General features: G+C 45.7%; 21 protein-coding genes. 12 read left to right on the top strand and 9 right to left on the bottom strand.

Annotation, left to right across the window (positions count from 1 at the left end):
- Nucleotides 1-102: 102 nt before the first annotated feature.
- Together rbsK and E4663_RS17145 are read left to right on the top strand one after the other, a co-directional pair.
- On the top strand, nucleotides 103-981 hold the full coding sequence (gene rbsK / locus E4663_RS17150; RefSeq protein ID WP_135328550.1) for a ribokinase: 879 nt from the start codon (nucleotides 103-105) through the stop codon (nucleotides 979-981).
- A gap of 143 nt (nucleotides 982-1,124) precedes the next feature.
- On the top strand, nucleotides 1,125-1,601 hold the full coding sequence (locus tag E4663_RS17145; RefSeq protein ID WP_135328549.1) for a hypothetical protein: 477 nt from the start codon (nucleotides 1,125-1,127) through the stop codon (nucleotides 1,599-1,601).
- A 55-nt stretch (nucleotides 1,602-1,656) separates the two neighbouring features.
- On the opposite strand, the gene E4663_RS17140 is transcribed toward E4663_RS17145, so the two are convergent.
- Nucleotides 1,657-3,141 carry a Na+/H+ antiporter NhaC family protein gene (locus E4663_RS17140; RefSeq protein WP_135328548.1) on the bottom strand — a complete coding sequence of 495 codons (1,485 nt, stop codon included), beginning with the start codon at nucleotides 3,139-3,141 and terminating at the stop codon, nucleotides 1,657-1,659.
- A gap of 254 nt (nucleotides 3,142-3,395) precedes the next feature.
- On the opposite strand from E4663_RS17140, the gene E4663_RS17135 reads away from it, so the two are divergent.
- The 3 genes from E4663_RS17135 (at nucleotide 3,396) to E4663_RS17125 (ending at nucleotide 6,797) form a co-directional block, all read left to right on the top strand.
- Entirely contained in the window at nucleotides 3,396-5,378 is a 1,983-nt protein-coding gene (locus E4663_RS17135; RefSeq protein WP_135328547.1) for a penicillin-binding transpeptidase domain-containing protein, read from the top strand.
- 179 nt (nucleotides 5,379-5,557) lie between these two features.
- Nucleotides 5,558-6,106 (top strand): helix-turn-helix domain-containing protein, encoded by a 549-nt coding sequence (locus E4663_RS17130; RefSeq protein ID WP_135328546.1) that lies wholly within the window; start codon nucleotides 5,558-5,560, stop codon nucleotides 6,104-6,106.
- On the top strand, nucleotides 6,096-6,797 hold the full coding sequence (locus tag E4663_RS17125) for a CPBP family intramembrane glutamic endopeptidase (RefSeq protein WP_135328545.1): 702 nt from the start codon (nucleotides 6,096-6,098) through the stop codon (nucleotides 6,795-6,797). The genes E4663_RS17130 and E4663_RS17125 overlap by 11 nt, the downstream gene beginning before the upstream one ends.
- 79 nt (nucleotides 6,798-6,876) lie before the next feature.
- Here E4663_RS17125 and E4663_RS17120 read toward each other — a convergent pair whose 3' ends face one another.
- Genes E4663_RS17120 through E4663_RS17105 form a run of 4 tightly spaced genes read right to left on the bottom strand, consistent with a single transcriptional unit; the run spans nucleotide 6,877 to nucleotide 10,841 of the window.
- The gene (locus E4663_RS17120) at nucleotides 6,877-7,695 is read right to left on the bottom strand and encodes an ABC transporter ATP-binding protein (RefSeq protein ID WP_135328544.1); all 819 of its coding nucleotides are present in this window, start codon (nucleotides 7,693-7,695) and stop codon (nucleotides 6,877-6,879) included.
- Complete coding sequence (locus E4663_RS17115) at nucleotides 7,695-8,732, bottom strand: FecCD family ABC transporter permease (protein WP_135328543.1); 1,038 nt, start codon at nucleotides 8,730-8,732, stop codon at nucleotides 7,695-7,697. Before E4663_RS17115 ends, E4663_RS17120 begins: the two co-directional genes overlap by 1 nt.
- Nucleotides 8,729-9,772, bottom strand: coding sequence for a FecCD family ABC transporter permease (locus E4663_RS17110; RefSeq protein WP_135328542.1), 1,044 nt, complete (start codon nucleotides 9,770-9,772; stop codon nucleotides 8,729-8,731). The genes E4663_RS17115 and E4663_RS17110 overlap by 4 nt, the downstream gene beginning before the upstream one ends.
- Nucleotides 9,765-10,841, bottom strand: coding sequence for an iron-siderophore ABC transporter substrate-binding protein (locus tag E4663_RS17105; RefSeq protein WP_135328541.1), 1,077 nt, complete (start codon nucleotides 10,839-10,841; stop codon nucleotides 9,765-9,767). The genes E4663_RS17110 and E4663_RS17105 overlap by 8 nt, the downstream gene beginning before the upstream one ends.
- A 247-nt stretch (nucleotides 10,842-11,088) precedes the next feature.
- Here E4663_RS17105 and E4663_RS17100 point away from each other — a divergent pair, with 247 nt between their 5' ends.
- Both E4663_RS17100 and E4663_RS17095 read left to right on the top strand, forming a co-directional pair.
- Nucleotides 11,089-12,201: a GGDEF domain-containing protein gene (locus E4663_RS17100; protein WP_135328540.1), complete on the top strand. Its 1,113-nt coding sequence runs from the start codon at nucleotides 11,089-11,091 to the stop codon at nucleotides 12,199-12,201.
- A gap of 48 nt (nucleotides 12,202-12,249) precedes the next feature.
- Entirely contained in the window at nucleotides 12,250-12,804 is a 555-nt protein-coding gene (locus tag E4663_RS17095; RefSeq protein WP_135328539.1) for a hypothetical protein, read from the top strand.
- Nucleotides 12,805-12,898: 94 nt separating this feature from the next.
- Here E4663_RS17095 and E4663_RS17090 read toward each other — a convergent pair whose 3' ends face one another.
- From E4663_RS17090 to E4663_RS17080, 3 genes are read right to left on the bottom strand one after another with little or no spacing between them, the layout of a single operon-like run.
- On the bottom strand, nucleotides 12,899-14,245 hold the full coding sequence (locus tag E4663_RS17090; RefSeq protein WP_079477573.1) for a GntP family permease: 1,347 nt from the start codon (nucleotides 14,243-14,245) through the stop codon (nucleotides 12,899-12,901).
- An 11-nt stretch (nucleotides 14,246-14,256) separates the two neighbouring features.
- Nucleotides 14,257-15,795: a gluconokinase gene (gene gntK / locus E4663_RS17085; protein WP_079477574.1), complete on the bottom strand. Its 1,539-nt coding sequence runs from the start codon at nucleotides 15,793-15,795 to the stop codon at nucleotides 14,257-14,259.
- Nucleotides 15,788-16,516, bottom strand: a complete 729-nt coding sequence (locus tag E4663_RS17080) for a GntR family transcriptional regulator (protein ID WP_079477575.1) — start codon at nucleotides 16,514-16,516, stop codon at nucleotides 15,788-15,790. Before E4663_RS17080 ends, gntK begins: the two co-directional genes overlap by 8 nt.
- Before the next feature lie 194 nt (nucleotides 16,517-16,710).
- Here E4663_RS17080 and E4663_RS17075 point away from each other — a divergent pair, with 194 nt between their 5' ends.
- Complete coding sequence (locus E4663_RS17075; protein WP_241657235.1) at nucleotides 16,711-17,619, top strand: EamA family transporter; 909 nt, start codon at nucleotides 16,711-16,713, stop codon at nucleotides 17,617-17,619.
- A 54-nt stretch (nucleotides 17,620-17,673) separates the two neighbouring features.
- On the opposite strand, the gene E4663_RS17070 is transcribed toward E4663_RS17075, so the two are convergent.
- Nucleotides 17,674-18,228 carry a DUF6241 domain-containing protein gene (locus tag E4663_RS17070; RefSeq protein ID WP_135328538.1) on the bottom strand — a complete coding sequence of 185 codons (555 nt, stop codon included), beginning with the start codon at nucleotides 18,226-18,228 and terminating at the stop codon, nucleotides 17,674-17,676.
- A 471-nt stretch (nucleotides 18,229-18,699) separates the two neighbouring features.
- On the opposite strand from E4663_RS17070, the gene E4663_RS17065 reads away from it, so the two are divergent.
- The 4 genes from E4663_RS17065 (at nucleotide 18,700) to mqo (ending at nucleotide 23,012) form a co-directional block, all read left to right on the top strand.
- The gene (locus E4663_RS17065) at nucleotides 18,700-19,155 is read left to right on the top strand and encodes a lipocalin-like domain-containing protein (protein WP_135328537.1); all 456 of its coding nucleotides are present in this window, start codon (nucleotides 18,700-18,702) and stop codon (nucleotides 19,153-19,155) included.
- 130 nt (nucleotides 19,156-19,285) lie between these two features.
- Entirely contained in the window at nucleotides 19,286-19,786 is a 501-nt protein-coding gene (locus E4663_RS17060) for a PH domain-containing protein (protein ID WP_135328536.1), read from the top strand.
- Nucleotides 19,783-21,318, top strand: coding sequence for a PH domain-containing protein (locus E4663_RS17055; RefSeq protein WP_135328535.1), 1,536 nt, complete (start codon nucleotides 19,783-19,785; stop codon nucleotides 21,316-21,318). The genes E4663_RS17060 and E4663_RS17055 overlap by 4 nt, the downstream gene beginning before the upstream one ends.
- Before the next feature lie 179 nt (nucleotides 21,319-21,497).
- Entirely contained in the window at nucleotides 21,498-23,012 is a 1,515-nt protein-coding gene (mqo, locus tag E4663_RS17050; RefSeq protein WP_135328534.1) for a malate dehydrogenase (quinone), read from the top strand.
- The last annotated feature ends 352 nt before the right edge of the window (nucleotides 23,013-23,364 follow it).

Raw genomic sequence — 23,364 nt, 5'->3', positions numbered from 1 at the left:
GATTAACATAATACGGCTAAAGGCTTTGATATAACAGGTTGTTGATAGTAATATGGTGAAAAACCTGCAGTGGGAGAAGGTCGATCAAAAGGAGGGACGATCATGAGCAGAGTGACCGTATTCGGAAGTATTAATATGGATCTGACCGTCACGACGAAAGTGATGCCCGAACAAGGCGAAACGGTGCTTGGCGAACAGTTTGCAACATATCCGGGCGGTAAAGGAGCGAATCAGGCTGTTGCGGCAGCTCGGATTGGCACAGTTGTGCGGATGATCGGAGTGGTAGGCGATGATGTGTTTGGAAAAGACCTCCTTAATCATCTCTCAAGCGAAGGAGTAGACACGGGCGGCATTTATCAACTTTCCGGAATGGCTACTGGAACGGCAACGATTATTGTTAACGATCACGACAATCGTATTATTGTGGCACCAGGGGCAAATCACGGTCTGACACCAGAGATGGTGTACAAACAGGAGTCCTTGATCGAACAATGTGATGTGCTGCTCGTTCAGTTAGAAATTCCGATTGAGACAATTGGGGCAGTGGCTGTACTGGCAGAGAAGCACGAAATTCTGTTGATTGTGAACCCTGCACCTTACCAGAAGCTCCCTGAAACGTTTTTAGAAAGGGCTTCGTTTGTTACACCGAACGAGACGGAGGCTCGTATGTTAACAGCTGATGATCCTTGGGTAGAGTCGAAACTAATTACCACAAAAGGAAAAGAGGGCGTCTCAATCCTTGTGAAGGGAGAACAGATTACCGTACAAGGATACCCTGTTGAACCTGTGGATACCACTGGAGCAGGCGATACTTTTAACGGTGCTCTAGCAGCTAAATTATCTGCCGGAACGGAATTAAACGAATCGGTCGCATTTGCGAATGCGGCAGCTGCACTTTCGGTAATGAAACCAGGTGCCCAAAGTGGTATGCCGACAACGAAACAAGTATTAACATTCTTACAAGAACAGGATAATAACTAACAAAACAGAAGCGCCCTGTTATGGGGCGCTTTTTTTGGTTCGTTGGGGACAGGCACCTCGTCCCGCTGGGACGAAGTGCCTGTCCCCATGTTGGAAAAACTGGTAAGCTTAGGTTTGTTCGTTAGTTGGGGGAGGATGGAAATATGGAAGATACGAAGATAAAGTGGATAGAAAGAAAAATCAGACCGTTTTTCTTTTCCGCATTCTTGAGCTTGACGATGTGTAGCGTCATTATTGATTATTTTGAGGTGAACGGGGTCTTAAAGTGGCTTTTCCCTTTCGCGATCAGCTTTGTACTTTTACCTGTAGGCGGACATTGTGAAAGAAGTCTGGCTTCCTTTTTTCATAAAGACTTCAATTGGGAGTCTCTTTGTGAAATTACGGAGGGAAGGGTATTGAGAAAAGTGGTGCAAGGGCTGGAAGTGACCTTCATCTCCTTCTACATACAGCTTGTGATCGCCTACATTTATATACCGTCTTTATTTCAGGTTGAAGTGTGGCATACCCCGCTATTTTGGCCGTTTGCGGTTGCGAATATTGGGTTGCTCATCACTTTCTATAATCAATTTATTTGGAGAGACTTTTCACACTTGTCTTTAGATAGTGAAAGCGAAGTGTGAGCTATCAGCAAAAAAGTAGGCATGACCAGGATATCCTGGTCATGCCTTTCTTGTTTTACATTATAAAACCGGCAACTAAGAACATAACAGAAGCAATAGCGGCCGATACGAGCGCATAAGGAAGCTGCGTGTTAATGTGCTCCATATGTTTCACGTCAGCTCCGATAGACGACATGACACTTGTATCGGATATCGGGGACGTATGGTCACCGAGTGCTCCTCCAGAGAGGACGGCAGCGGCAGCAAGGATCGGGTCGCCTCCGGTTGCGATCATAAGCGATACGCCAATCGGCATCATGATGGCCCAAGTACCGAAGGAAGTACCCATAGAGAAGGCGACAAATCCGGATAGTAGAAATACCGATACGGGAATGATACTGCTCGGGATGACGCCTGATGCAACTTCTGAGATGAAGGCAGAGGCTCCGACTCCCTCGGGTGCTGTGGCGCGCATAAGGTCGCCCAGTGTGACCGCGAGAATGATGATGACACCACCCAAAATCACGGACTTGCTTCCTTCGAACAGCTCTTCGAGAAAGGCTGGTGTCGTCATCAGTCCTTTACTTAAGTATTTGAAATAAGCGACGACAATCCCGACAGAGAAGCTGATGATCAGCATTTTGTTTCCATCGAGCGGCAGTTTAGGAAGATCCCAAAAGTAAATCAACGTATAGTTCCACAAGCCGAGAAAGACGAGTAATGCGACGGAGATACCGAGTGGCAGCATCATATCGGAAGCCGATGCACGGTCGTTTGCGTCTGGTTCCTTGGATGCTGCGGCTTCCGCTTCAGCGGTGGACGTCATTTGTGCAAGTTTTTCAGACTCTTTCATCGGTCCGAAGTCTTTTATTTTTCCAGCTGAGACTAAGAACACAACCGCAAGGATAACGATATTATAAAAGTTGAACGGTACGGTCTGGGCGATTCCCGCAACCGGGTCGTCCACACTAGGGATGTTATCAACCATTAAGGCCCCCATGAACGCGACCCAGCCTGAGATAGGCACAAGGACGTTGATTGGGGAGGAAGTCGAGTCCAGGAAAAAGGCGAGCTTTGCCCGGGAAATATTCATCCGGTCATAGATTGGGCGGAAGACAGCCCCTGTAGCAAGCGAGCTGAAGTAAGCACTCGTAAATAAAGAACTTCCCATGGCAGCCGTAGAAAGCTGTGCGCCTTTTTTCCCTTTCACTTTGTCAGCAAGCCAGTGTCCGAAAGCATAAGCGCCACCGGACTTGTTGAGTACGCCGATAAAGGCGCCGAGTAAGAACACGACGATGACGAGTTCCGCACGCCCTGCTCCTTTCACTAGGCCGACACCCTGAAGACCAGCATCGGCATCAGCCGGATGTCCCGCTACGGCCCCGAATAAGTTTACGATAGAAAATAAAATAGCATGAAGCGGACCGTTGTTTTGAATATCGATCATGACTGTCGCTACTAAAATACCAAGAAGTAGGGAAGGTATGACTCGTTTTGACCAGATAGCCAAGATCAGTGCAAGCACTGAGGGTAGTAATGATAAAATGCCGAAATGTTCCATGATGATTGCCTCCTTTGATGTAACTTTCTTTTATTATTAGTTAGAAAATTTCCATAGTTTTGAATTATAAGAGATGGAAAGCATATACAAAAGGGAAAAAAACGAGAAAAAGGGGACAGGGACTTTGTCCCGGTGGGACGAGGTCCCTGTCCCCATAATGCCAAATCCACCGTTAGTCTATGGTTTTTTGTTATAATTAGTAAAAACAAAGATACTTTTGTCTAAGGAAGTAGGAATCAGGAAGGAGAGGTCGAATGAAGAGCGGTTGGAAATGGATCGGAATAGCTGTCGTTGTCTTTTTGCTTGCGGCTTGTTCGGAACAGCCGAAGCCAGAGGACACGTTCGTCTCCTATGTAGATGCGTGGGAAAGTGGGAGCTACGAAAAGATGTACAAGCTTCTGAGTGAACAAGATAAAGAAGGTATGCCAGAAGAGGAGTTTATCGAATTCTATCAGTCGAACTACGAAGAAATGGCGATGGATAATTTGAAAGTTACATATGAACTTCCTGAAGAAGAACAGGAATATGATAAAGAATCGACGCCGTCGTTTGATTTCAGTGCCTCGATGGAGTCAGTCGGAGGAGAGATCCGTTTCGATCAAGCGGCTAATTTGATTTATGAAGAAGGGGAAGATTCTGATCGCTGGGCAATTGAGTGGTCGCCGGCATTGTTGTTCCCAGAGATGGAGAAAGGGGATGTGGTGAGTACGGAGCAGAGTGATCCTGAGCGTGGTGAGATTTTCGATGCGAATGGGAAGGGTCTTGCTGTGAATGCTCCAGTGATAGAAATTGGAGTTGTTCCTGGGGATATTAAAAATGAACAAAAGCTGAAAGAGAGTTTATCGGAAGTTTTAGGCCTATCGGTGGAAGATATAGAAGCAGAGATTAACCAATCATGGGTAAAAGATGACTTTTTTGTTCCGATAGCCAAGGTTACTGAAGATGATCAAAAGCGTTTGAACGCTCTTTCAGACAAAAGTTTTCCAGCTGGAGTGCAAAAGAAACCTAGTGAAGGACGTATTTACCCTTTAGGAGCAGCCGCGGCTCATTTGACCGGGTATGTTGGTTTCATTACAGCGGAAGAGCTTGAAGAACGAGAAGGGCAAATATACACTACGACTAGCCGGATTGGTAAGACCGGGCTAGAGCAGGTTTTTGAAGAACAGTTGAGAGGAGTACCAGGAGTGAACGTACTCATTTCAAAAGAGTCAGAAGAACCTCAGAACATCGTGCTCGCTAAAAAGCCTGTCCAAGACGGAGAAGACGTAACGTTGACCATAGAGTCCACCATTCAGCGAACCGTATTCAATCAAATGAAAAAAGAATCTGGCGCAGCCTCTGCGATTAATCCTTCTACAGGAGAAGTCAAAGCACTGGTCAGTACTCCTTCTTATGACCCGAATGAACTCAGTTTGGGGCTTGGGTCAGACGGAACGACACGAAATAAATTCAATAAAACGTACTCACCAGGTTCGACGTTCAAGCCAATCACGGCATCGATAGGATTAGAGACAGGAGCGATCACCCCTGGAGAAGAATTGACGATCAACGGTAGAGAATACAGAGCGGATGCGGGATATAAAGTGGTACGAGTTCCGGGAGCAGCGGTTGATAATCAGGTCGATGTAAGAGATGCACTGGTCCGGTCTGACAATATTTTCTTTGCAAGAAAAGCAGTGCAAATTGGTGCAGAGACGCTTCTTGAAGAATCGAAGCAGTTCGGTTTTGGAGAGGAGCTTCCTTTCGCTTATCCGTTTCAGTCATCTCAGGTTGCAAAAGAAGGAACAATCGAAAGCGAAGCCCTTCTGGCGGCAACTGGCTATGGACAAGGGCAGGTATTGATGAGCCCGCTTCATCTAGCCATGACGTACACTCCATTTGTGACGGGTGGTACGTTATTAAAGCCGACGCTACTGGCTGACGAAGAGACAAGTCAGGCCTGGCATGAACAAGTTATCAGTGCCGAAACGGCTGACTTTATTACGAAACAGCTTCAAGCTGTTGTGAAAGATCCAGAAGGTACAGCACATGAGCCTGTGGAAGGGCTGAGTTTAGCCGGGAAAACGGGAACTGCCCAAGTACAGGGAGATGGAGAAGAACTTCAAGAGAATGGATGGTTTATCGGTTGGGATACAAGCAACAAGGACCTTCTCGTATCGATGATGTTTGAGAATACCGAGGGTGGCAGTCATGATGTGGTGCCAAAAGTGAAAAATGTATTTAAGAAGCTTCAGTAAACGAAAGCCCTGTTCTATTTTCTAAGGAACAGGGCTTTTTGTTTGTTAGTGGTATTGATTAATCCGCATGTGCGATGCCAATTAACAATAAAAACGAAACGCCCAACTATATTTTATAGACTATTTTACATTCTTTTGTTATTATTATCGATAATGATAACAATATGAGGTGAAAGAACGTGAAAAATAAAGCAGACATGATTTTGCATCCAGTGCGTATGAAGATCATTCAATGTTTGGCCAGAGGACCAGCAACGGTTCAAGACTTGAAAGATTGGGTTACCGATGTCCCGCAGGCAACGCTTTATCGCCATCTGCAGGCTTTAACCGAAAATAATATTATAAATGTGATCGAAGAAAGACAAGTGCGCGGAGCCGTCGAGAAAACCTATTCTCTCGAGAAAAATGGAGCTCATTTCTCAGCTGACGAAGCGAAAGAGATGACGAAGGATGATCATATGGAGTTGTTTATGATGTTCTTTGCGAATTTGATGAGGGATATGGAGAATTATATAGATGGAGAAACGCGAATGGGGGAGGACTTCTTTGGATATAATCAATTGGACTTGTATGTATCGGAAGAAGAAGCACATCAGCTGGGCAAGGAAATCAACCAAGTGTTGATGCCCTATGTAGGAAACAAGCCTACAGAAGGCCGGCAGAAAATATCGATGGCGACGGCGTTTATTCCAGAGCAGAAGAAAAGAGGAGAGCATAATGAAGAATAAGTGGTCGGTTGTATTGGCGTTTACACTCGCGGGAGTGATCGGGGGCTTTTTTGTAGGATTGAATACGGTAAAGAACCCGCCTGTACCGATTCCTGATACGACATTGGTGATTGTTGCCGTCACTGTTCAAACGGCTTTTTTGACATTTTTACTAGCTTTGGCCGGTTGGGCTTTGCTGAAGCGTACAGAGCTCTCCCTTTGGAAAGGTCGTGGATGGAAGGCAGCCATTATAGGAGGAGTACTTGTCGGATTGGTTCTTGTAGGAGCGGATCGTCTCCTTTTTACCGCGTTCCTACCCGAGCTTGAAGAGTTGTCCTCATCGTTTTCCATTGTCGGCCTCCTCATGGGCATCTTTTACGGTGGAGTAGTTGAAGAAGTGATGTTACGGATGTTTCTCATGTCTTTAATCATTTTCTTAATTGCTAAAGTGAAAAAACGGATCAACTTATCTGATGGAGCCTATTGGCTGGCGATTCTAATTACAGCCGTTCTGTTTGCGGTTGGACACTTCCCAGCCAACATTGCAATATTCGGAGAGCTGACTCCAGTGGTCGCAACCCGCGCTCTACTATTAAATGGCATCGGCGGCATTGTGTACGGCTACCTGTTCTGGCGATACGGCCTCGTATCCAGCATCACCGCCCACATGATGACCCACGTTACCATGCAACTGCTCATGCTGGTCTTATAGGGTCAGGGCATCTGTCCCGTTTTCTTCAATAAAAAAACGCTTCCCAAAGAGTAAAGACTCTCATTGGGAAGCGTTCTTTTTATGTTAGCACGGGTTCCTTTTTCACATGATGACGTCCAATCGGAATAACGGAAGGTGATCCCGAGACCGGGTCTTCGATGACAGTGGAATGAAGGCCGAAGAGATCGTGAATCAACTCACTAGTGATGACCTCAGAAGGTTCCCCCTGCGAGATGAGTTCACCTTTTTTAAGGGCAAAGATATGATCGGCATAGCGCGCGGATAAGTTGATGTCGTGCAGCACCATTACAATCGTTGTGCCATATTTCTGGTTCAAGTCTGTGAGGAGGTCTAAGATCTCCACCTGATAGGTGATGTCCAGGAAGGTCGTGGGCTCATCCAAGAATAAGATGTCGGTTTGCTGTGCTAGTGCCATCGCAATCCAAACTCGCTGCCTCTGGCCACCGGAAAGTTCATCAATAGACTGGTTGGCGAGCTCGGTCACATTCATGATTTCCATCGCTTCGGCTACGGCTTCATAATCCTTCTTCGACCAGCCGCTGAATAAGGTTTGGTGAGGAAACCTGCCCCGTCCGACTAAGTCCGCAACGGTAATACCTTCTGGAACGATCGGGGACTGTGGCAGTAGTCCAAGGGTGCGAGCCAGTTTTTTAGAAGGGATACTGCCAATCGGTTTACCATCGAGCTTTATATCGCCAGATGTGGACGGAAGTAGTCGTGCCATCGTTTTCAGAAGGGTTGATTTCCCGCAAGCATTGGCACCAATAATGACACTGATTTGATTGCTCGGGATGTCGAGACTAATATCTTGAAGGATCGTTTTCTGATCATAACCAGCGGCGATGTGTTCTGCCTGAAAAGAATGAGTCGGTTTCATTACAAGTCTCCTTTCCTATTCATGCGTATAAGTAAATAGATCAAATAAGGGGCGCCGATAATACCGGTGATAACACCGACCGGATAGCGCACGTCAAAGGCGAATTGGCCGATCAAATCGGACGCGAGTACTAAGTTGATGCCGACGAGCCCAGATGGAATCACATTCGACATTCCGGCACCTACAAGCCGTTTGGCAATAGGACCAGATAAAAAGGCGACAAACGCAATCGGACCTGTGGTTGCGGTAGCGAGGGCAATCATGCCGACAGCGCTTAGTACAAGTGCCATTCTTACTTGATCTGTTCGGACACCAAGGGACGTAGCTGCCTGCTCACCGAGTTCGAGAATACTTAGTTGTTTTCCTAAAACAATGAGAATCGGGGAACAGATGAGGACAATAAGGAACATTGGTGTTATTTCCTCCATCTGAATGCCGTTCAAGCTTCCACTGAGCCACCTGATCGCGGCTGGGATATCTTGTTCCGCTCCAATTAATAAAAGGTAAGATACAACTGCATTCAGCATGGCTTGAAGGCCAATCCCGACAAGGATGACCCTTCCGATAGAAAAAGATTTCCCTTTGGAACGAGATAAAAAGTATAGACACAAGACGCTCACCAAGCCGCCGATAATGGCTGCTATGGAAACGACGGAATTACTCGCTTGCAGAATGATAATGCAAAATACGGCCGCTGCACTGGATCCGGATGTAATCCCGATCACATTCGGGTTGGCAAGTGGGTTACGTAACATGGTCTGAAACGTGTTTCCTGCAATGCCAAACGCGAATCCGGCCAATACACCTGACAGCATACGGGGCAGTCGAAGAGTTCCGACCGTGAAGGAGGCACCGCTCACCTGTTCTCCAAAAAGAACACGAATTACATCTTGTACAGGGTAAATCGTATTTCCGAGTAACAGCATTGCCCACATCAACACGAAAGCAAGAGCAGCGAGTATCCCTGTAACCGTGTACCACCTGCGTTTGCGTTGTGTTCTGCCTGATAAAATAAATTCAACGGTTTGAGTAGTCATATAGATCGCACTTTCGCTTTCATAGCTAGAATAATAAGAATCGGTGCTCCGACAAAGGCTGTCACGACACCGACTTCCAGTTCTCCCGGACGCCCAATGAGCCGTCCGCATACGTCCGATATCGTCAGCACAACAGCCCCTGCCAGCGCGGACATCGGAATGAGGTAACGCAGGTTCGAGCCGAGAAGCAATCGGATCAGGTGCGTAGCAAGAAGTCCGACGAAACCGATCGGTCCGGCAAGTGCTGTAGCTGCGCCGCATAATAGAACGGCTGCAACTGCCGCAATCAGTCTTAGCGTACTTGTTTTGACACCGAGTCCTGTAGCCATCTCATCTCCTAACGCCATCGCATTCAAGGCAGACGCTGAAAGAATCGCAATAGAGAGTCCTACAAGGACGAAGGGAATAAATAGTTGGACGGAGCTCCAATCCGCTGTCCCCACACTGCCAACCTGCCAAAAACGGAACTGGTCCATCACGTAAGAACGTGGAATCATAATGGCGATGACTAATGAGGAGAGCGCTGCGCTAGTCGCCGCTCCTGCCAATAGCAGCTTCAATGGTGTCGCACCACCGCGTCCCATCGAACCTACTCCAAAGACAAGAAAAGAAGTGAGCAGCGCTCCGGCTAAAGCGAGCCAAATATATTCCCCAGCTGTACTGATATTGAAAAAAGCGATCCCAGCAACAACAAAGAGAGCGGCTCCTGTATTTACTCCGAGAATACTAGGATCGGCAATCGGATTACGGGTAACAGCCTGCATCAGGGAACCGGACACACCTAGGGCCGCTCCGCACAACAGGCTGAAAACAGTACGCGGCACACGCTTTTCAACGACGTTTGCCCCATAAGAATCAGGGTTCGTTGTAAACAATCCGTTCATAATTTCTTCCAAGCTTACCGGCCTGGAACCAAGAGCTAAAGAAGCCACAATACTGACCACAAGCAGTACAAAACCAACCACAAGTACCGAAGGGAAATACCTCGGTACTTGTTGGGGGATTACATGATTATCTTTCACTTCTGCCAGGTTACTCATTTACTTTAGCAGCCGCTTCTCCAAGTAGTTTCAAGTACTCTTCAAGTGTGTAGCGGATCGAAAGAGGACTAGGTGTCAATGATGCTGCAAGCGTTGTGCCGTCTCCGACAAACACCATCGATCCATTCTTCACTGCTGGAATTTCTCCAAGTAGTGGATCATTTTGAAGCGTTTCTAGTAGACTTTCATTTCCGTAGCTGACAATGATATCCGCCTCGTTCAGAATGTCTGCGTTTTCTGCACTGATCGTGATGGAAAAGCCACCGTCTTCTCCGATTTCATTCAAAACACTTTCTGGATATTTCATTCCGAGCTCTTCTAGAAATGCCCCACGAGGGTCTTCGGGTGTGTAAATATAAAGTTGAGACAGGTCGTCTGCGGAAATACTGGCAAAGGCTACGGTTTTTCCTTTGAGTTCAGGGTATTCACTAGCATTTTCCTCAATGAATTGGTCAGTCTCTTCGACCAATTGTTTTCCTTCTTCCTCCATCCCCATGCCTTTCGCATTCATGATCACCATTTCGCGCCAAGGCGTAATCCATGGGCCTTTGTCGTAAGCAACGACTGGAGCAATTTGACTAAGTATATCGTAATCTTCCTGTGTGATACCGGAATAGGCAGCTAGAATGACGTCGGGGTTTGAATCGGCAACTGCTTCGAAATCAAGGCCGTCGGTATCTTGGAATATGTTTGGATTTTCTTCCCCAAGTTCTTTCAGTTTTTCTTCTGTCCATGGCAGCATTCCACTGTCATCCTGTACGCCGTAGTTGGCAGCCGAGAAGCCGACTGGCACGACACCAAGGGAGAGTGCTACATCATGGTTGTTCCATTGGACGGTTGCTACGCGTTCAGGTTTTTCTTCGATTGTTGTTTCACCAAAAGCATGCTCAATGGTTATCGGATACTTGGATGTTTCTTCTTCTGTTGCTTCCTCTTCCGAAGAATCGGAGTTAGCCGAAGCACTCTTTGACTCAGATTTGGATTCTTGAGCGGAACAACCTACAAGAATAGAAAAGACTAGAGTCGAGATTAATAGAGCTAATAGAGACAGTGACCGTTTGGTCGTCATAAAGAATTCCACCTTTATTCTTATTTTCAATGTTCGGGCCCTAAATCATTGATAATGATTATCAGTATCAATGATATAGTCCCCTTTAAAAATTGTCAACGCTTTATAGGGGACAGGCACTTTGTCCCGCTGGGACGAGGCGCCTGTCCCCGTTTTGACGGAGGCGAGACTATCGATTATGATTAAGTGAATAGGTGAATATAGTCCTAGTTTTGGTTGGTAGAAACTTTTGGGGGGAGCGGGGTAGATGGAGTATTTAGTTCAGTTTCAATTGAATGTTTTTGCTCTTCTTATTCTGGCGGTGCTGTTTATTATCATGAGGGCGAGAGCGAAAGTAGAAAGTTTCGGGAAGAAGCTGCTTAGGATGATCATGGCAGCTACAGCCGCGGCAATCGTCTTAGAGCCGTTGACTTGGATATTTGATAAGAAGCTATTTCCAGGCGCCTATTTCCTAGAGTATGCTACGAATTTCATGCTGTTTTTAATCGGCCCAATTCTCGGTGGACTGTTACTCTCTTATGTTGACTACCACCACCTGAAGACTCCTTCACGTATTTACAAAAAAGGATTCTATCAACATATGAGTGTGATAACCTTACTTATTCTTCTCATCAATTTCTTCTATCCACTGTATTTTCAAGTAGAGCATTTTACCAATCGCTACAGCAGTGGTGACTTCAAAGATCTTCATTACTTCGTATTAGCCGGTTTATATATTTACATGTTGTTGTTCGTTATGAAGAACCGCGGAAAAGTCCCATCCTATGTGTCTAGTATCTTCATTTTGTTTTTCGCTTTACCAATCGTCGGGATGGTGGTGCAGTTGTTCGAATCCCAGCTCTACTTTTCCTGGACCGCCAATGTACTAGGTATTCTAGTCGCATACACATTTCTTGAATCCCACTCTACTGAACAAGACGCTCTGACTAAGCTTTACAATCGTCAGAGTTACGAGATGCGTCTCCAGCACCTGATGGAAACGAAGCGGCCGTTCGGAGTTGTAGTGATTGATTTAAATGGATTCAAGCAGATCAATGATCAATATGGGCATCAAAAAGGGGACGACCTGCTGATTGAATTCAGCCGGGTTTTGAGAAAAGTGTTTAACCAAGATGCTCTGCCGGCACGTCTCGGGGGCGATGAGTTCATCGTGATCATAGAGGAAAAGGGGAAAAGCACGAAAACATACGTAGAAGAGATTAGTCGGTTCCTGAAAAGAAGCAACGATCCTCTCGTTCGAGATTTGAGTTTCTGCTACGGTTACCAGTGTTTCAGCGAGGGCATGTCGAAAGAGGAATTGTACACGACTGCGGACGAAAAAATGTACAAGTCTAAAAGGACAAGTAAGAATGTTCTATAAAGAGAACCCTTTCTTCGTTTGATAAAATGAGAAGGAAGGGGTGATTGGATGCAACGATTTTTAATATGGATCGGTTGTGCCCTGCTTTTAGCCGGATGCACATCTGGTGAAGAAGAGCAGAAACAAACGACAATGGAAGAAGCTTTCTATGAGAGTTATACAGACGGTGAAGAGCTTTTTTATACCGCGGAAACAGCAGAGGGCATAGGAATTGCATTCTTTGAAATAGAGAAAGGTTATGGGCTAGCGAATTTGGAAAAACGAGAAAGTGGATGGTTCAGTACAGGCGCCGCTACCTACGAAATGGAAGAGCCTGTTCCCGAAAAAGAGGTCAGTACGAGGACATCGGTATCTACAAACGGGAACCTCGAAGCCTTTGCAGAGCCCGCTTATCAAACGGTTATTTGGGGAGAGGTCTATGGAGATGAGATTACCTCTTTACATATTAAAGGGGAGAGCTATGAGGAAGAAGCGGAGATTATAGAAAACGGAGATAAGCGTTTCTATTACTTTGTGCCAGAAGGGTCCACTCTCGAAGTAGATATGGACTCCATCCAAGGGTTCGATACAGACGGAGAACTTGTATATGAAGAATCGCTTTAGGGGACAGGGCATCTGTCCCGTTCGTTGGGACAAATGCCCTGTCCCCAAAAAAAAAGCCAGACACTGCCCATGAGCAGTGTCTGGCTTTTTGGTTTTATACGAACATGCTGAACAATAGGATGAACGCTAGTCCGACTACAGAAATGAGTGTTTCTAGTATCGTCCATGTTCCGAATGTTTCTTTCATGCTCAGACCGAAGTACTCTTTGAACATCCAGAAACCGGCGTCGTTAACGTGAGACGCAACTAAGCTTCCGGCTCCGGTAGATAGCACCATAAGAGCTAGGTTTACATCGGATTGACCAAGTAGTGGTACGACAAGGCCGACAGTTGTCAGCGCAGCTACAGTTGCAGATCCTAGGGAGATACGAAGGATTGCTGCAATGATCCAAGCAAGCAGGATCGGCGACATAGAAGTGCCTTCGAACAGTTGGGCTACATAGTCGCCAACGCCTCCGTCGATCAGTACTTGTTTGAAGGCTCCGCCTCCGCCGATGATAAGGAGCATCATACCGATTTGAGTAATCGCTGCGGAGCAAGAGTCCATAACGTTTTTCATCGGGATATTGCGAGCGATTCCCATTGTATAAATCGCAACAAGAAGGGAAATAACCATCGCTGTGGATGCGTTACCAATTAAATTAATTACAGTTAAGAAACCACTTGCTTCCGCACCCATCATTTCCTGGAAAAGCGTGATGATGGTAGAAATAGCAATCAGGATTACTGGCAGCATCGCTGTGAATACACTGATTCCGAAGCCAGGAGTTTCGTCTAATTCGAATTGCTTTTGTTCGCCTAGAGAAGCGATATCGCCTTCGCGGTTAAAGGCCTCTGGTACTAATTTCTGAGCAACTTTTGTAAAGATCGGTCCCGCGATGATGACTGTTGGGATCGCGATGATCATACCGTACAGAAGTACTTCCCCAAGGTCGGCACCGTATTCACCTGCGATTACGGTTGGGCCAGGGTGTGGCGGCAAGAAGCCGTGAGTCACGGACAATGCTGTAGCCATAGGAATACCTAGGTAAAGAATCGATACTTTCAACTGTCTAGAGATCGCGAATACGATCGGGATCAAAAGAACCAGTCCGACTTCGAAGAAAAGCGCGATACCAATGACGAAGGATGCGAAAACAACCGCCCATTGGATGTTCTTTTCACCGAATTTATTTACAAACGTCATGGCGATACGCTGGGCACCACCGGCGTCTGTGATCAACTTACCGAGCATAGCTCCAAGTCCGAAAATCAATGCAAGGTGTCCAAGTGTTCCGCCGAGTCCAGCTTCAATAGAAGATACGATCGAATCCAAAGGCATTCCAAGTAGAATCGCGACACCGAAGGAGACAATGATCAAGGATACAAATGTATTTAGTTTCAGCCCCATGATTAGGATAAGCAGGGCAACAATTCCGATTGCGACCATTAATAATGGCATAGTAAGACCTCCTAGTTGTTAAGTAAGCTTCTTTGATACTGGGCGATACTTGTGTATTCTTCTCCCAGCGTTCTTGATAGGTTAATAAAAATAGGCAGTAGTTGACGGTACTCTTTCGACGCTTCTTCATTCGGCTCATGCTTGAACGTGCTTCCGATCATCTCGGATGCGACATCGAACGAGTCGACTTTACCAGTTGCATAGAGTCCTAGAATACAAGCGCCAAGGCACGAACTTTCATAACTTTCCGGTACGACAACGTCTGACTCGAAAATGTCGGACATCATTTGGCGCCACACATCAGATCTTGCGAATCCACCTGTGGCCTGTATACGTGTCACTGGTCCTTCCATGCACTCGGTCAGTGCAAGGTACACCGTGTACAAGTTATAAATGACACCTTCTAGAGCAGCGCGAATCATGTGTTCTTTTTTATGAGACATCGTCAGTCCAAAGAAAGAACCGCGAACATCTGGATTCCAAAGCGGCGCACGTTCGCCGGCAAAGTAAGGGTGGAAAAGCAACCCGTCCGAGCCAGGGCGGACTCCTTCGGCGATTTTCGTAAGTACTTCATAAGGGTCGATACCTAGGCGTTTCGCCGTTTCCATTTCTGCTGCGGCAAATTCATCGCGGATCCAGCGAAGGATCATGCCGCCGTTGTTGACGGGACCTCCGATCACCCAGTGATCTTCCGTTAAGGCATAACAGAAAATGCGCCCTTTATCGTCAGTTTGTGGTTTATTGATGACGGTACGGATTGCACCACTCGTACCGATGGTTACAGCAATTTCTCCATCTTTCACGGCATTGACACCAAGGTTGGAAAGAACGCCGTCACTTGCTCCGATGACAAATGGCGTTTTGGAATCGATACCAATCGCTTTTGCTAATGAAGCATCACAGTCCGTGAAAACCTCTGTTGTTGGGACTAACTTCGAAAGTTTGTCGCGGTTAATGCCTGCAACAGAAAGAGCTTCTTCGTCCCACTCTAGCTTTTCAAGGTCCATCATTCCCATTGCAGAGGCAAGAGAGTGATCGACAACGTAGTCATCGAAGAATCGTTTGAAAACAAACTCTTTAATGCCGATGTATTTCTTCGTTTTGGAATCGATCTCAGGTCGTTCGTTTACAATCCACGTGATTTTACTTAGTGGAGACATGGGATGGATCGGTGTTCCTGTACGTCTGTACACTTCGTGGCCGTTCCATTCCTCTTTGATCTTCTGTGCCCACGCTTCACTGCGATTATCCGCCCATGTAATGCATGGAGTTAGCGGCTCGTCGTTATCATCCACTGCAATCAGGCTGTGCATTGCACTACTGAATGATACGAACGAAATGTTTTTATCCGGGTGGTGTTTCACTAAGTTCGTCATTGCGGTTTGAACAGCTTGGAAAATTTCTTCCGGATCCTGTTCCGCTGTGGAGATGTCCGGTGTGTGTAACGGGTATCCGATATTTTCATTCCCGATCACTTCGCCTTTTTCTGAGAAAAGGACGGCTTTCGTACTGGTGGTGCCAATATCGACACCTATCATATAGTTAGTCATTGTGTTCGACTCCTTTAGTGTAGGTCTGCTGCGACATCCATAGGTCATCCACTCGGCCCTGTACATCGTCGAAGTTCTTATGAAGGGATTGAACCATGAGTTCACGGTCTTTCTTCTCAATCGCTTCAATGTACAATTCGTGGTTGCGGATGACGCGATCGAAGTCCTCAATTCTTTCTTCGAATCGTAATCTCATCGATAGGAGGATGAGCCCTTCTATGGTCGGTCGTAAGTTGTTCCAGATCATCAACATATGGGAATGATCAATGGATTTGATGATTGTTTCGTGGAAAAGGACGTCGTGAAACGAGAAGTCATCGGCATCATGATATTTAATAGCGATCTTCATCATCTCAAGTGTTTTACTAAGTTCTTTTACCACAGCGCTCGTGTCCATCTTGACGAGACGCTCGAAAACGAACGATTCAATTAGTAGACGGACATCATATATTTCTTGAATTTCTTTTTCAGTCAGTTCAAGTACGACGGCTCCCATCCGCTCCAGTCGGATTCGGTTTTCCGATGCGAGCATTTTCAGGGCATCGCGAATCGGTGATCGACTGACAGAGAATTCCGCAGCCAGCTTGTTCTCAGATAGGATTGAACCGCTTTCAATTCGGCCGGCAATAATACGCATCCTAAGTTCACTAGCGACACGTTCACCTGCAGAAGCTTTATTTAACCATTTTGATGGATATAGATTTTCATGATTTTCTTTCATGAGGTCACCTTCTTTGTTCATCAAGTGTACTTGTATACAAGTATTATGGCATAGAATCCTCTTTTTGAAAACGCTTTTATTGAATTTTTTCATAGAAAAAGGGAAAAGTGGCTCTGTGATGGGCGTTATTCTCGTTCATTAATAGTAGGAGAGGTGGGTGCTTTTCAGGTAAGACGGCGGGCACTTATACTAGAGTGGTGATCATTATTGCAGAAGGGAGTGTCGGGTCGATGAAAGCTAGAGGGATTGTGTTCGTTTTACTTGGAGCGGCTAGTTTCGGGTTCACGCCTATTTTTGTGAAGACGAGTTTTGCTTACGGTTATTCTCTAGGACAAGTCAACATCATTCAAATGCTGATCGCCTCCTTGCTGCTCTGGAGCGTGAGTTTGGTAAAAGGGTCTGATATGAGAGGGATGTCTTTGATGTCCGTTTTGAAAGTGATGGCAATGGGGACGACGGTAGGAATGACGAGTATCTTCTATTATGGTGCCATGCAATACATAACTGCATCACTAGCTATTATCTTTCTATTTCAATTTGTTTGGATTGGGATGATTTATGAATGGATCTTGAATAAAAATCGTCCAACAAAATTTAACCTGCTTGCGCTTGTCATTACCTTAACGGGAGTGGTGTTTGCGTCAGGAGTGATAGGTGGAGGGGAAGTGGAGCTGCCTCTTATGGGAATGATTCTCGGATTACTATCTGGAACGGCTTACGCCGGATTTATCTTCTTCAGTGGCCAGGTCGAGGTTCAGGCACCGCCGATTATGCGTAGTGCATGGATGGTGATGGGATCGCTCGTGTTGGTCTCGGTCGTCTTCTTCCGTGACATTCCGTCCTTGGTAGTCGCAGATAGCAGGTTCTGGCTGATCGGGTTAGGTATTGCGCTCGTTGGCGGGGTCATGCCGACTCTGTTTTTTGCCATTGGATCTCCGCTTATTCCTGGAAGGCTTGCGAACGTCCTGAGTTCCGTGGAATTACCGGTTGCGATCGTATCCGCCATGATCATTCTGTCAGAGTCCGTGCAGTGGGTGCAGTGGGTCGGAATCCTCCTTATCATTGCAGCCATCTTCGTGAATGAGTTTATGGGGCGAGAGTAGGTAGGGTCAGGGACCTTGTCCCACTAAGCGGGACAAAGTCCCTGACCCCCAAGATCACTCCTCTTTTTTTCCGAATTTTTCTTCAACGAACGCTATTTCTTGTTCTTTGTTCAACACGCCGGTCGCTTTTCCTACGGTGCCGTCTTTTAATCTCCAAATGGTGTTGTGATGTTTATCTGCTTCAGAGAAGTCTTTGTTTTTCCAGGCGTTCAAAATGTCCAAGTATTGATTACCGTTATTGTAATCGCCACTTTGCACAACGGTAATCAAACGATTTACGCGCTCTTCCGTTAATGGCAAGGCTCCCCATTTTTTCTTCGCTTTCACTTTCTGGTGGGACATCAAGTGAAGCGCTGTTCGAATTTCTCCTTCCCCCATATCCATCGGAAACTCTTGTTCAACGGATTGGGTTCTTTCCTCCTCTACTTCCACATGCTCGTCCGTAGAACTTGCTTCATCGACTTCTACCGTTAATTCCTGACCGGGTTCTAGTGTAGGTGCTTCTTGAGCATAAGAGGTATAAATCCAAACTCCTCCGCCTAAACTTATTACTAATAATGTTGCTACTATAATTGAAGCTATTTTATTTTTTAAGATTAATTTTTTCATTTATTCCCCACCTAGTTAAAATTTTGTTATTTATTATTTATATAAAGAATATATATTGTAGTTGGTGTGTTTTCAAGGTTTATGACAAAATAGTTAACATTTTCGCACTGAACCTCTTTTTTCGGTTTTACTTATTTCAGACGGTGATGATCTATCGTACTAATTTTGACAGAAATATATATTGTTTTCGTTAACACTAATGATGAAAGAGAGAAGCTTTTTAAGAGAATGTTCATTCGATAATAGAACTAATTCTTATGTAAAATATTAGACGTTTATAATTTTAGAGAAGTTTCATTTGTATAAAAATAAAATATTAAATTAAAATTTATAATAATTTTTGTGAAGTGTTGCTATATTCTTTTGGTCTGTTTGAAAAAGATATTCTCCAGACCAGAGCAAGCAATCTACAAACCCTATAGCTGTCTTTTTGTTAAAATGATAAGTAGAGAAAACAAAAGGAGATTCTACATGAACAATCAAGAAAAACAATCGATGAATGAGAAGTTAATAGGCTCTTGGCGATTGGTTCGCTATAAAGTGTGCAACAAGAACGGGAAAGTGACCTATCCGCTTGGGGAAGATGCGGACGGGATTGCCATTTACCATGAGGATGGACATATGTCAGTGCAGATCATGAGTGCAGGCCGCTTGTCGTATGCTGGCGGAGACCTTCACTCTGGCCCGCAAAAAGCGGTAGCCGCAGCGGCGAATGGATACTTGGCCTACTCCGGTTCTTATCAACTCGACCCGGAACAAGCTACAATCGAACAGAATATTAAAGTCAGTCTCAATCCCAATTGGGAAGGGGACACCCAACTTAGATATGTTCGTTTTCGAGATGATCAGATGGTTATTTCCAGCGAGCCTGTCTTTATTCAAGGCGAGCGACAGAATAACGAAATCGTTTGGGAACGTCTCAATTAAAACTCTTCTGCCTAAGCAGAAGGGTTTTTTAGTTTGTGAAAATGGGACAAGGTCCCTGTCCCCAAAATTCATTGGAACTTTTTTCTATCTTGTGCGTATGGGATAGTAGATTATTTTGGGAGTGTGATGGGTGTTGGATACATACGTACCTAGTCCGGCGGAAAGGTTGCCTAGGGACAGTGTTAAGGTGATGGTCATGCAGGAATTATTGGGGTCGATTGTGACGTTAGGTGTTTTAGGAGGGGTATTTGCCTTATATAGCTACTTCTCGTGGCCCGAGTGGGTGGCCTGGGTTTTGCTTGGGTTGGCTATTTTGATAGTTTTGTTGACTATACCTTCCTTGATTACCCCGTTCTTCAAGTATAAGAATACCCGATACGGCGTGACGGAGGAGTTTCTTCTTATTAAGACAGGTGCCTTAAAGCAGACGGAGCAAGTCATTCCGATGGCGAAAATCTCGGCCGTCTCCACGAAACAGGGAATGATGATGCGAAAGTATAAAATGATGAGCATTTCTGTTCAGACGACCGGTTCGAACTATGCGATGCCTTTTTTATATGAAAAAGAAGCCAAGAGCCTGCGGAATAAGATAGCTCACTATGCCAAGATCGAGGAGGTGGAGGCAGAATGAACGAGCAGCGTTATCATCCGCTCTGGATGCTGCACGAGCTGTGGAACGTCTTGAGGGAAATAGTCTCTTTCATCCTTTTCTATTTTGTAGTGATCAGAAATTCGGATCTATGGTTGTTCACCTATGGAAAGTATTTTGTCCTGGTTTATTTTGCTGTACGGTTGATTGCTATTCCGGTTCAGTGGTACATAAGCACTTATCAAGTCAGCAGTCATGCCATTACGGTACGGAGGAAAGGGCTCGGTGAACAGAAACAAACAGTCCCGTTTTCTAAGGTACAACACGTCCATCGTAAGAAAAAGCTGTTTCATAAATGGACGGGCACTACTTCGATGAAATTAGAAGTCGCTTCCCAGGAAGATAAGACAATAGATTTCAAGGTTCTGAAACTGGAGGACGCCGACTGGTTGGAGGGACTCCTTGTCCATCTTCCTGCTGCGCCGGATGAATCTGAAAATGAGGTCGAAGAAACTAAGGCGGAAGAGGAAATTTCTCCAGATGAAGAAGTGGAACCAGAAGCATCCTACATCGAAGAAATAGAGGAGAGCCGTCATGTTCACTTTACGCCATCGATGCACCATATCAAAAAAGCGACCTTCTCTTCCTTCAGTTTCCTAGCCGTCGTCCCGGTTTTTGGGTCTCTTCTTTCAAAGTTTGAGAAAGGTACTGGGCAGACAATTGTCTTCTCCGATTTCTTGAATAGTTATGGAGATACATGGTGGAAGCTTTCATTGTGGGGGATTGCGGCCGTCCTCGCCTGTTTGGTGGGAGGTTTCATTTGGACGTACATTCGTTACAGCCGGTATGAAATATCCTCTGATTCTGAGGGGATCTATATGAAGAAAGGTTTCTTTGAGGAGACGTCGTTCAGCATTTCCAAGAAGCAGGTGCAGGCGGTTGAATTCCGTCAGACATTTATAAAGAGGCTGCTGTCGCTGACCGAAGTGAAGCTGATCTCTGCAGGAGGAGAAGAAGAGGGGGAGGAGGTCAATAAGCTCTATCCTTTTCTAACGGTTCAAGAAGCGGAGAGACTGGTACAGGAACTGCTGCCAGACTACAAGGTTTCAAACCAAATGCATCGTCTTCCGCGCCGGGCACTAATCCTCCGACTTTTGACACCAAGTTGGGTTTGGATCATAGCGACGCCGCTTCTCTACTTCTTCGCTCCATACGGCTTGAGTGAATACTGGGCGTGGTTATCGGGAGTCCTGTTGTTGCTAGTCATCACATCACGCGTACTGGATGTGCGCTATTCGGAGTACACAATCAACGGATCCATTTTTCAGGTGAAAAAGGGAGGCTTCCATACGAAGTGCCTTTTGGTTAAGCGGAACAAGATTGAAGAGATGGAAAAGTCTGCGAACATTTTTCAAAAGTGGGTTGGGCTGGCATCGCTATCGACAACGATACGTGCGACTCCTGTTCAAGTGGTGAAGGTGGACGATCTACCTTCTCATTGGACGCATTCCTTCGAAGGATGGTACTTACAACGAGGGGAAGAAGTGGAGCGTTTACCTGCGGACAGTGCGTGATTTTTATAGCTATTAAAGAGGGCGACGGAAGGTGTGCGCTCTCTTTTTATTTGTAAAAAATTGAGAAAGGAACACCCATCTAAACGTTTTCATATTCTCTTCATAATGATACACTAAAATTACGGAAAATTATAAAAAGAGTGTAAAGTCCTAAAACAATGACAGGGAGTATGAGAGATATGAGCAAAGAACATATCGAAACAGATGTTATTTTAATCGGGGCAGGCGTCATGAGCGCAACGCTCGGTACGATGCTAAAAGAGGTCGCTCCGTATTGGAACATTAAAGTGTTTGAAAAACTGGATAGCGCAGGGAAAGAAAGCTCGAACGAATGGAACAATGCAGGAACAGGTCATGCTGCTCTTTGCGAACTGAACTATACGAAAGAACAGGAAGATGGTTCAGTCGATATCAGCAAAGCGCTTGATATAAATGAGAAGTTCCGTGTTTCGCAGCAATTCTGGTCTTACCTTGCGAACCGGAATGTAATCGAGAGTCCTAGTGACTTCATCCGTCCTCTTCCTCACATCAGTTTTGTCCGCGGGGAACGGGATGTTGAATTCTTGAGTAAGCGATATGAAGCGATGTCTGAGCATCCTTTGTTCAGAGGGATGCAGTTCACAGATCAGTATGAAACATTGAAAAACTGGATGCCGCTCATGATGAAAGACCGTGATGCGAATCAGCCGGTAGCCGCGACAAAGGTGGATGCTGGTACCGATGTGAACTTCGGTGAGCTGACGCGTCTATTGATGAATCATTTAGAAGATACGGACGTCGATGTTCAGTATCAAACAGAAGTCTATGATGTAGAGCGTCAAGACGATGAATCATGGGAAGTGAAGGTACGTAACTTTGAAAACGGTACCATTGAACACCACAAAGCGAAGTTCGTCTTTGTCGGAAGTGGCGGAGGCAGCCTGCACTTGCTACAGAAATCCAAGATTCCAGAAGGCCGGGGTATTGGAGGCTTCCCGGTCAGCGGATTATTTCTTGTGTGTCAGAAACCAGACATTGTAGCTCAGCACGATGCGAAGGTGTACAGCAAGGCTCCTGTCGGTGCGCCGCCAATGTCTGTACCACACCTTGACCGCCGTTTCATCGAGAACAAAGAGACCTTGTTATTCGGTCCTTTCGCAGGGTTCTCCCCTAAGTTCTTGAAAACGGGCTCGATGTCCGATTTGATCACGTCTGTAAAACGAGACAACCTGGTGACGATGTCGGCAAGCGGATTGAAAAACGCTTCGCTCACGAAGTACTTGATCCAACAGCTTCTCTTATCGAAAGAGCAGCGCATGGAAGAACTGCGAGAATTCGTTCCAGAAGCAGACAGCGAGGATTGGGAACTGGTCGTTGCCGGTCAACGTGTACAAATCATTAAAGATACGGAGGAAGGAAAAGGAACCCTTCGCTTCGGTACAGAAGTCGTAAGCTCAGAAGACGGAACCTTAGCCGCACTTCTCGGTGCGTCTCCAGGAGCCTCGACTGCAGTTTCGATCATGCTGGAACTGATGGACAAATGTTTCCCTGAGTATATGGGAGATTGGGAAGAGAAACTGAAGGATATGATTCCATCTTACGGTCAATCTCTGATTGATAATCCAGAACTCATGAAAGAACTCGAGCACTCCACGGCTCAAGCCTTAGGATTGGATGTGCAAGATTCATCGGGAAAGGTATATAGCCTCCAATAAGTAAAAGCAGTGACGTTTAGGCGTTACTGCTTTTTTCTATGGATAATACGACGTAATTGGCTTTTTGGGTTATTGGATCGTCGCAATGCGAATGAGATATCGACGAATGCCTTTCTGGTTGAGCCTCAAACGTCGGAATACCCGGCTGAATTCGACGGGTGCGTCTCCCATTGTTGCTGAAACGTCGAAATACACGGTTGAATTCGACGAGTGCGTCTTCCGTTGGATTAAGTCCTTATAATTGTGTAAAAAGAATAAGCCATCATCATTCCGACCACAATGTTTTTACCGCTAAAAACTTGTGCAGGAGGAATAATGATGACTCACTTTCAGTTTAACCTAAATATGGATG

Source organism: Halobacillus salinus (assembly GCF_004684905.1).
Taxonomy (GTDB): Bacteria; Bacillota; Bacilli; order Bacillales; family Halobacillaceae; genus Halobacillus; species Halobacillus salinus.
The sequence above is the reverse complement of the archived record's forward strand: the minus strand, read 5'-3'. Positions and strand labels throughout refer to the sequence as shown.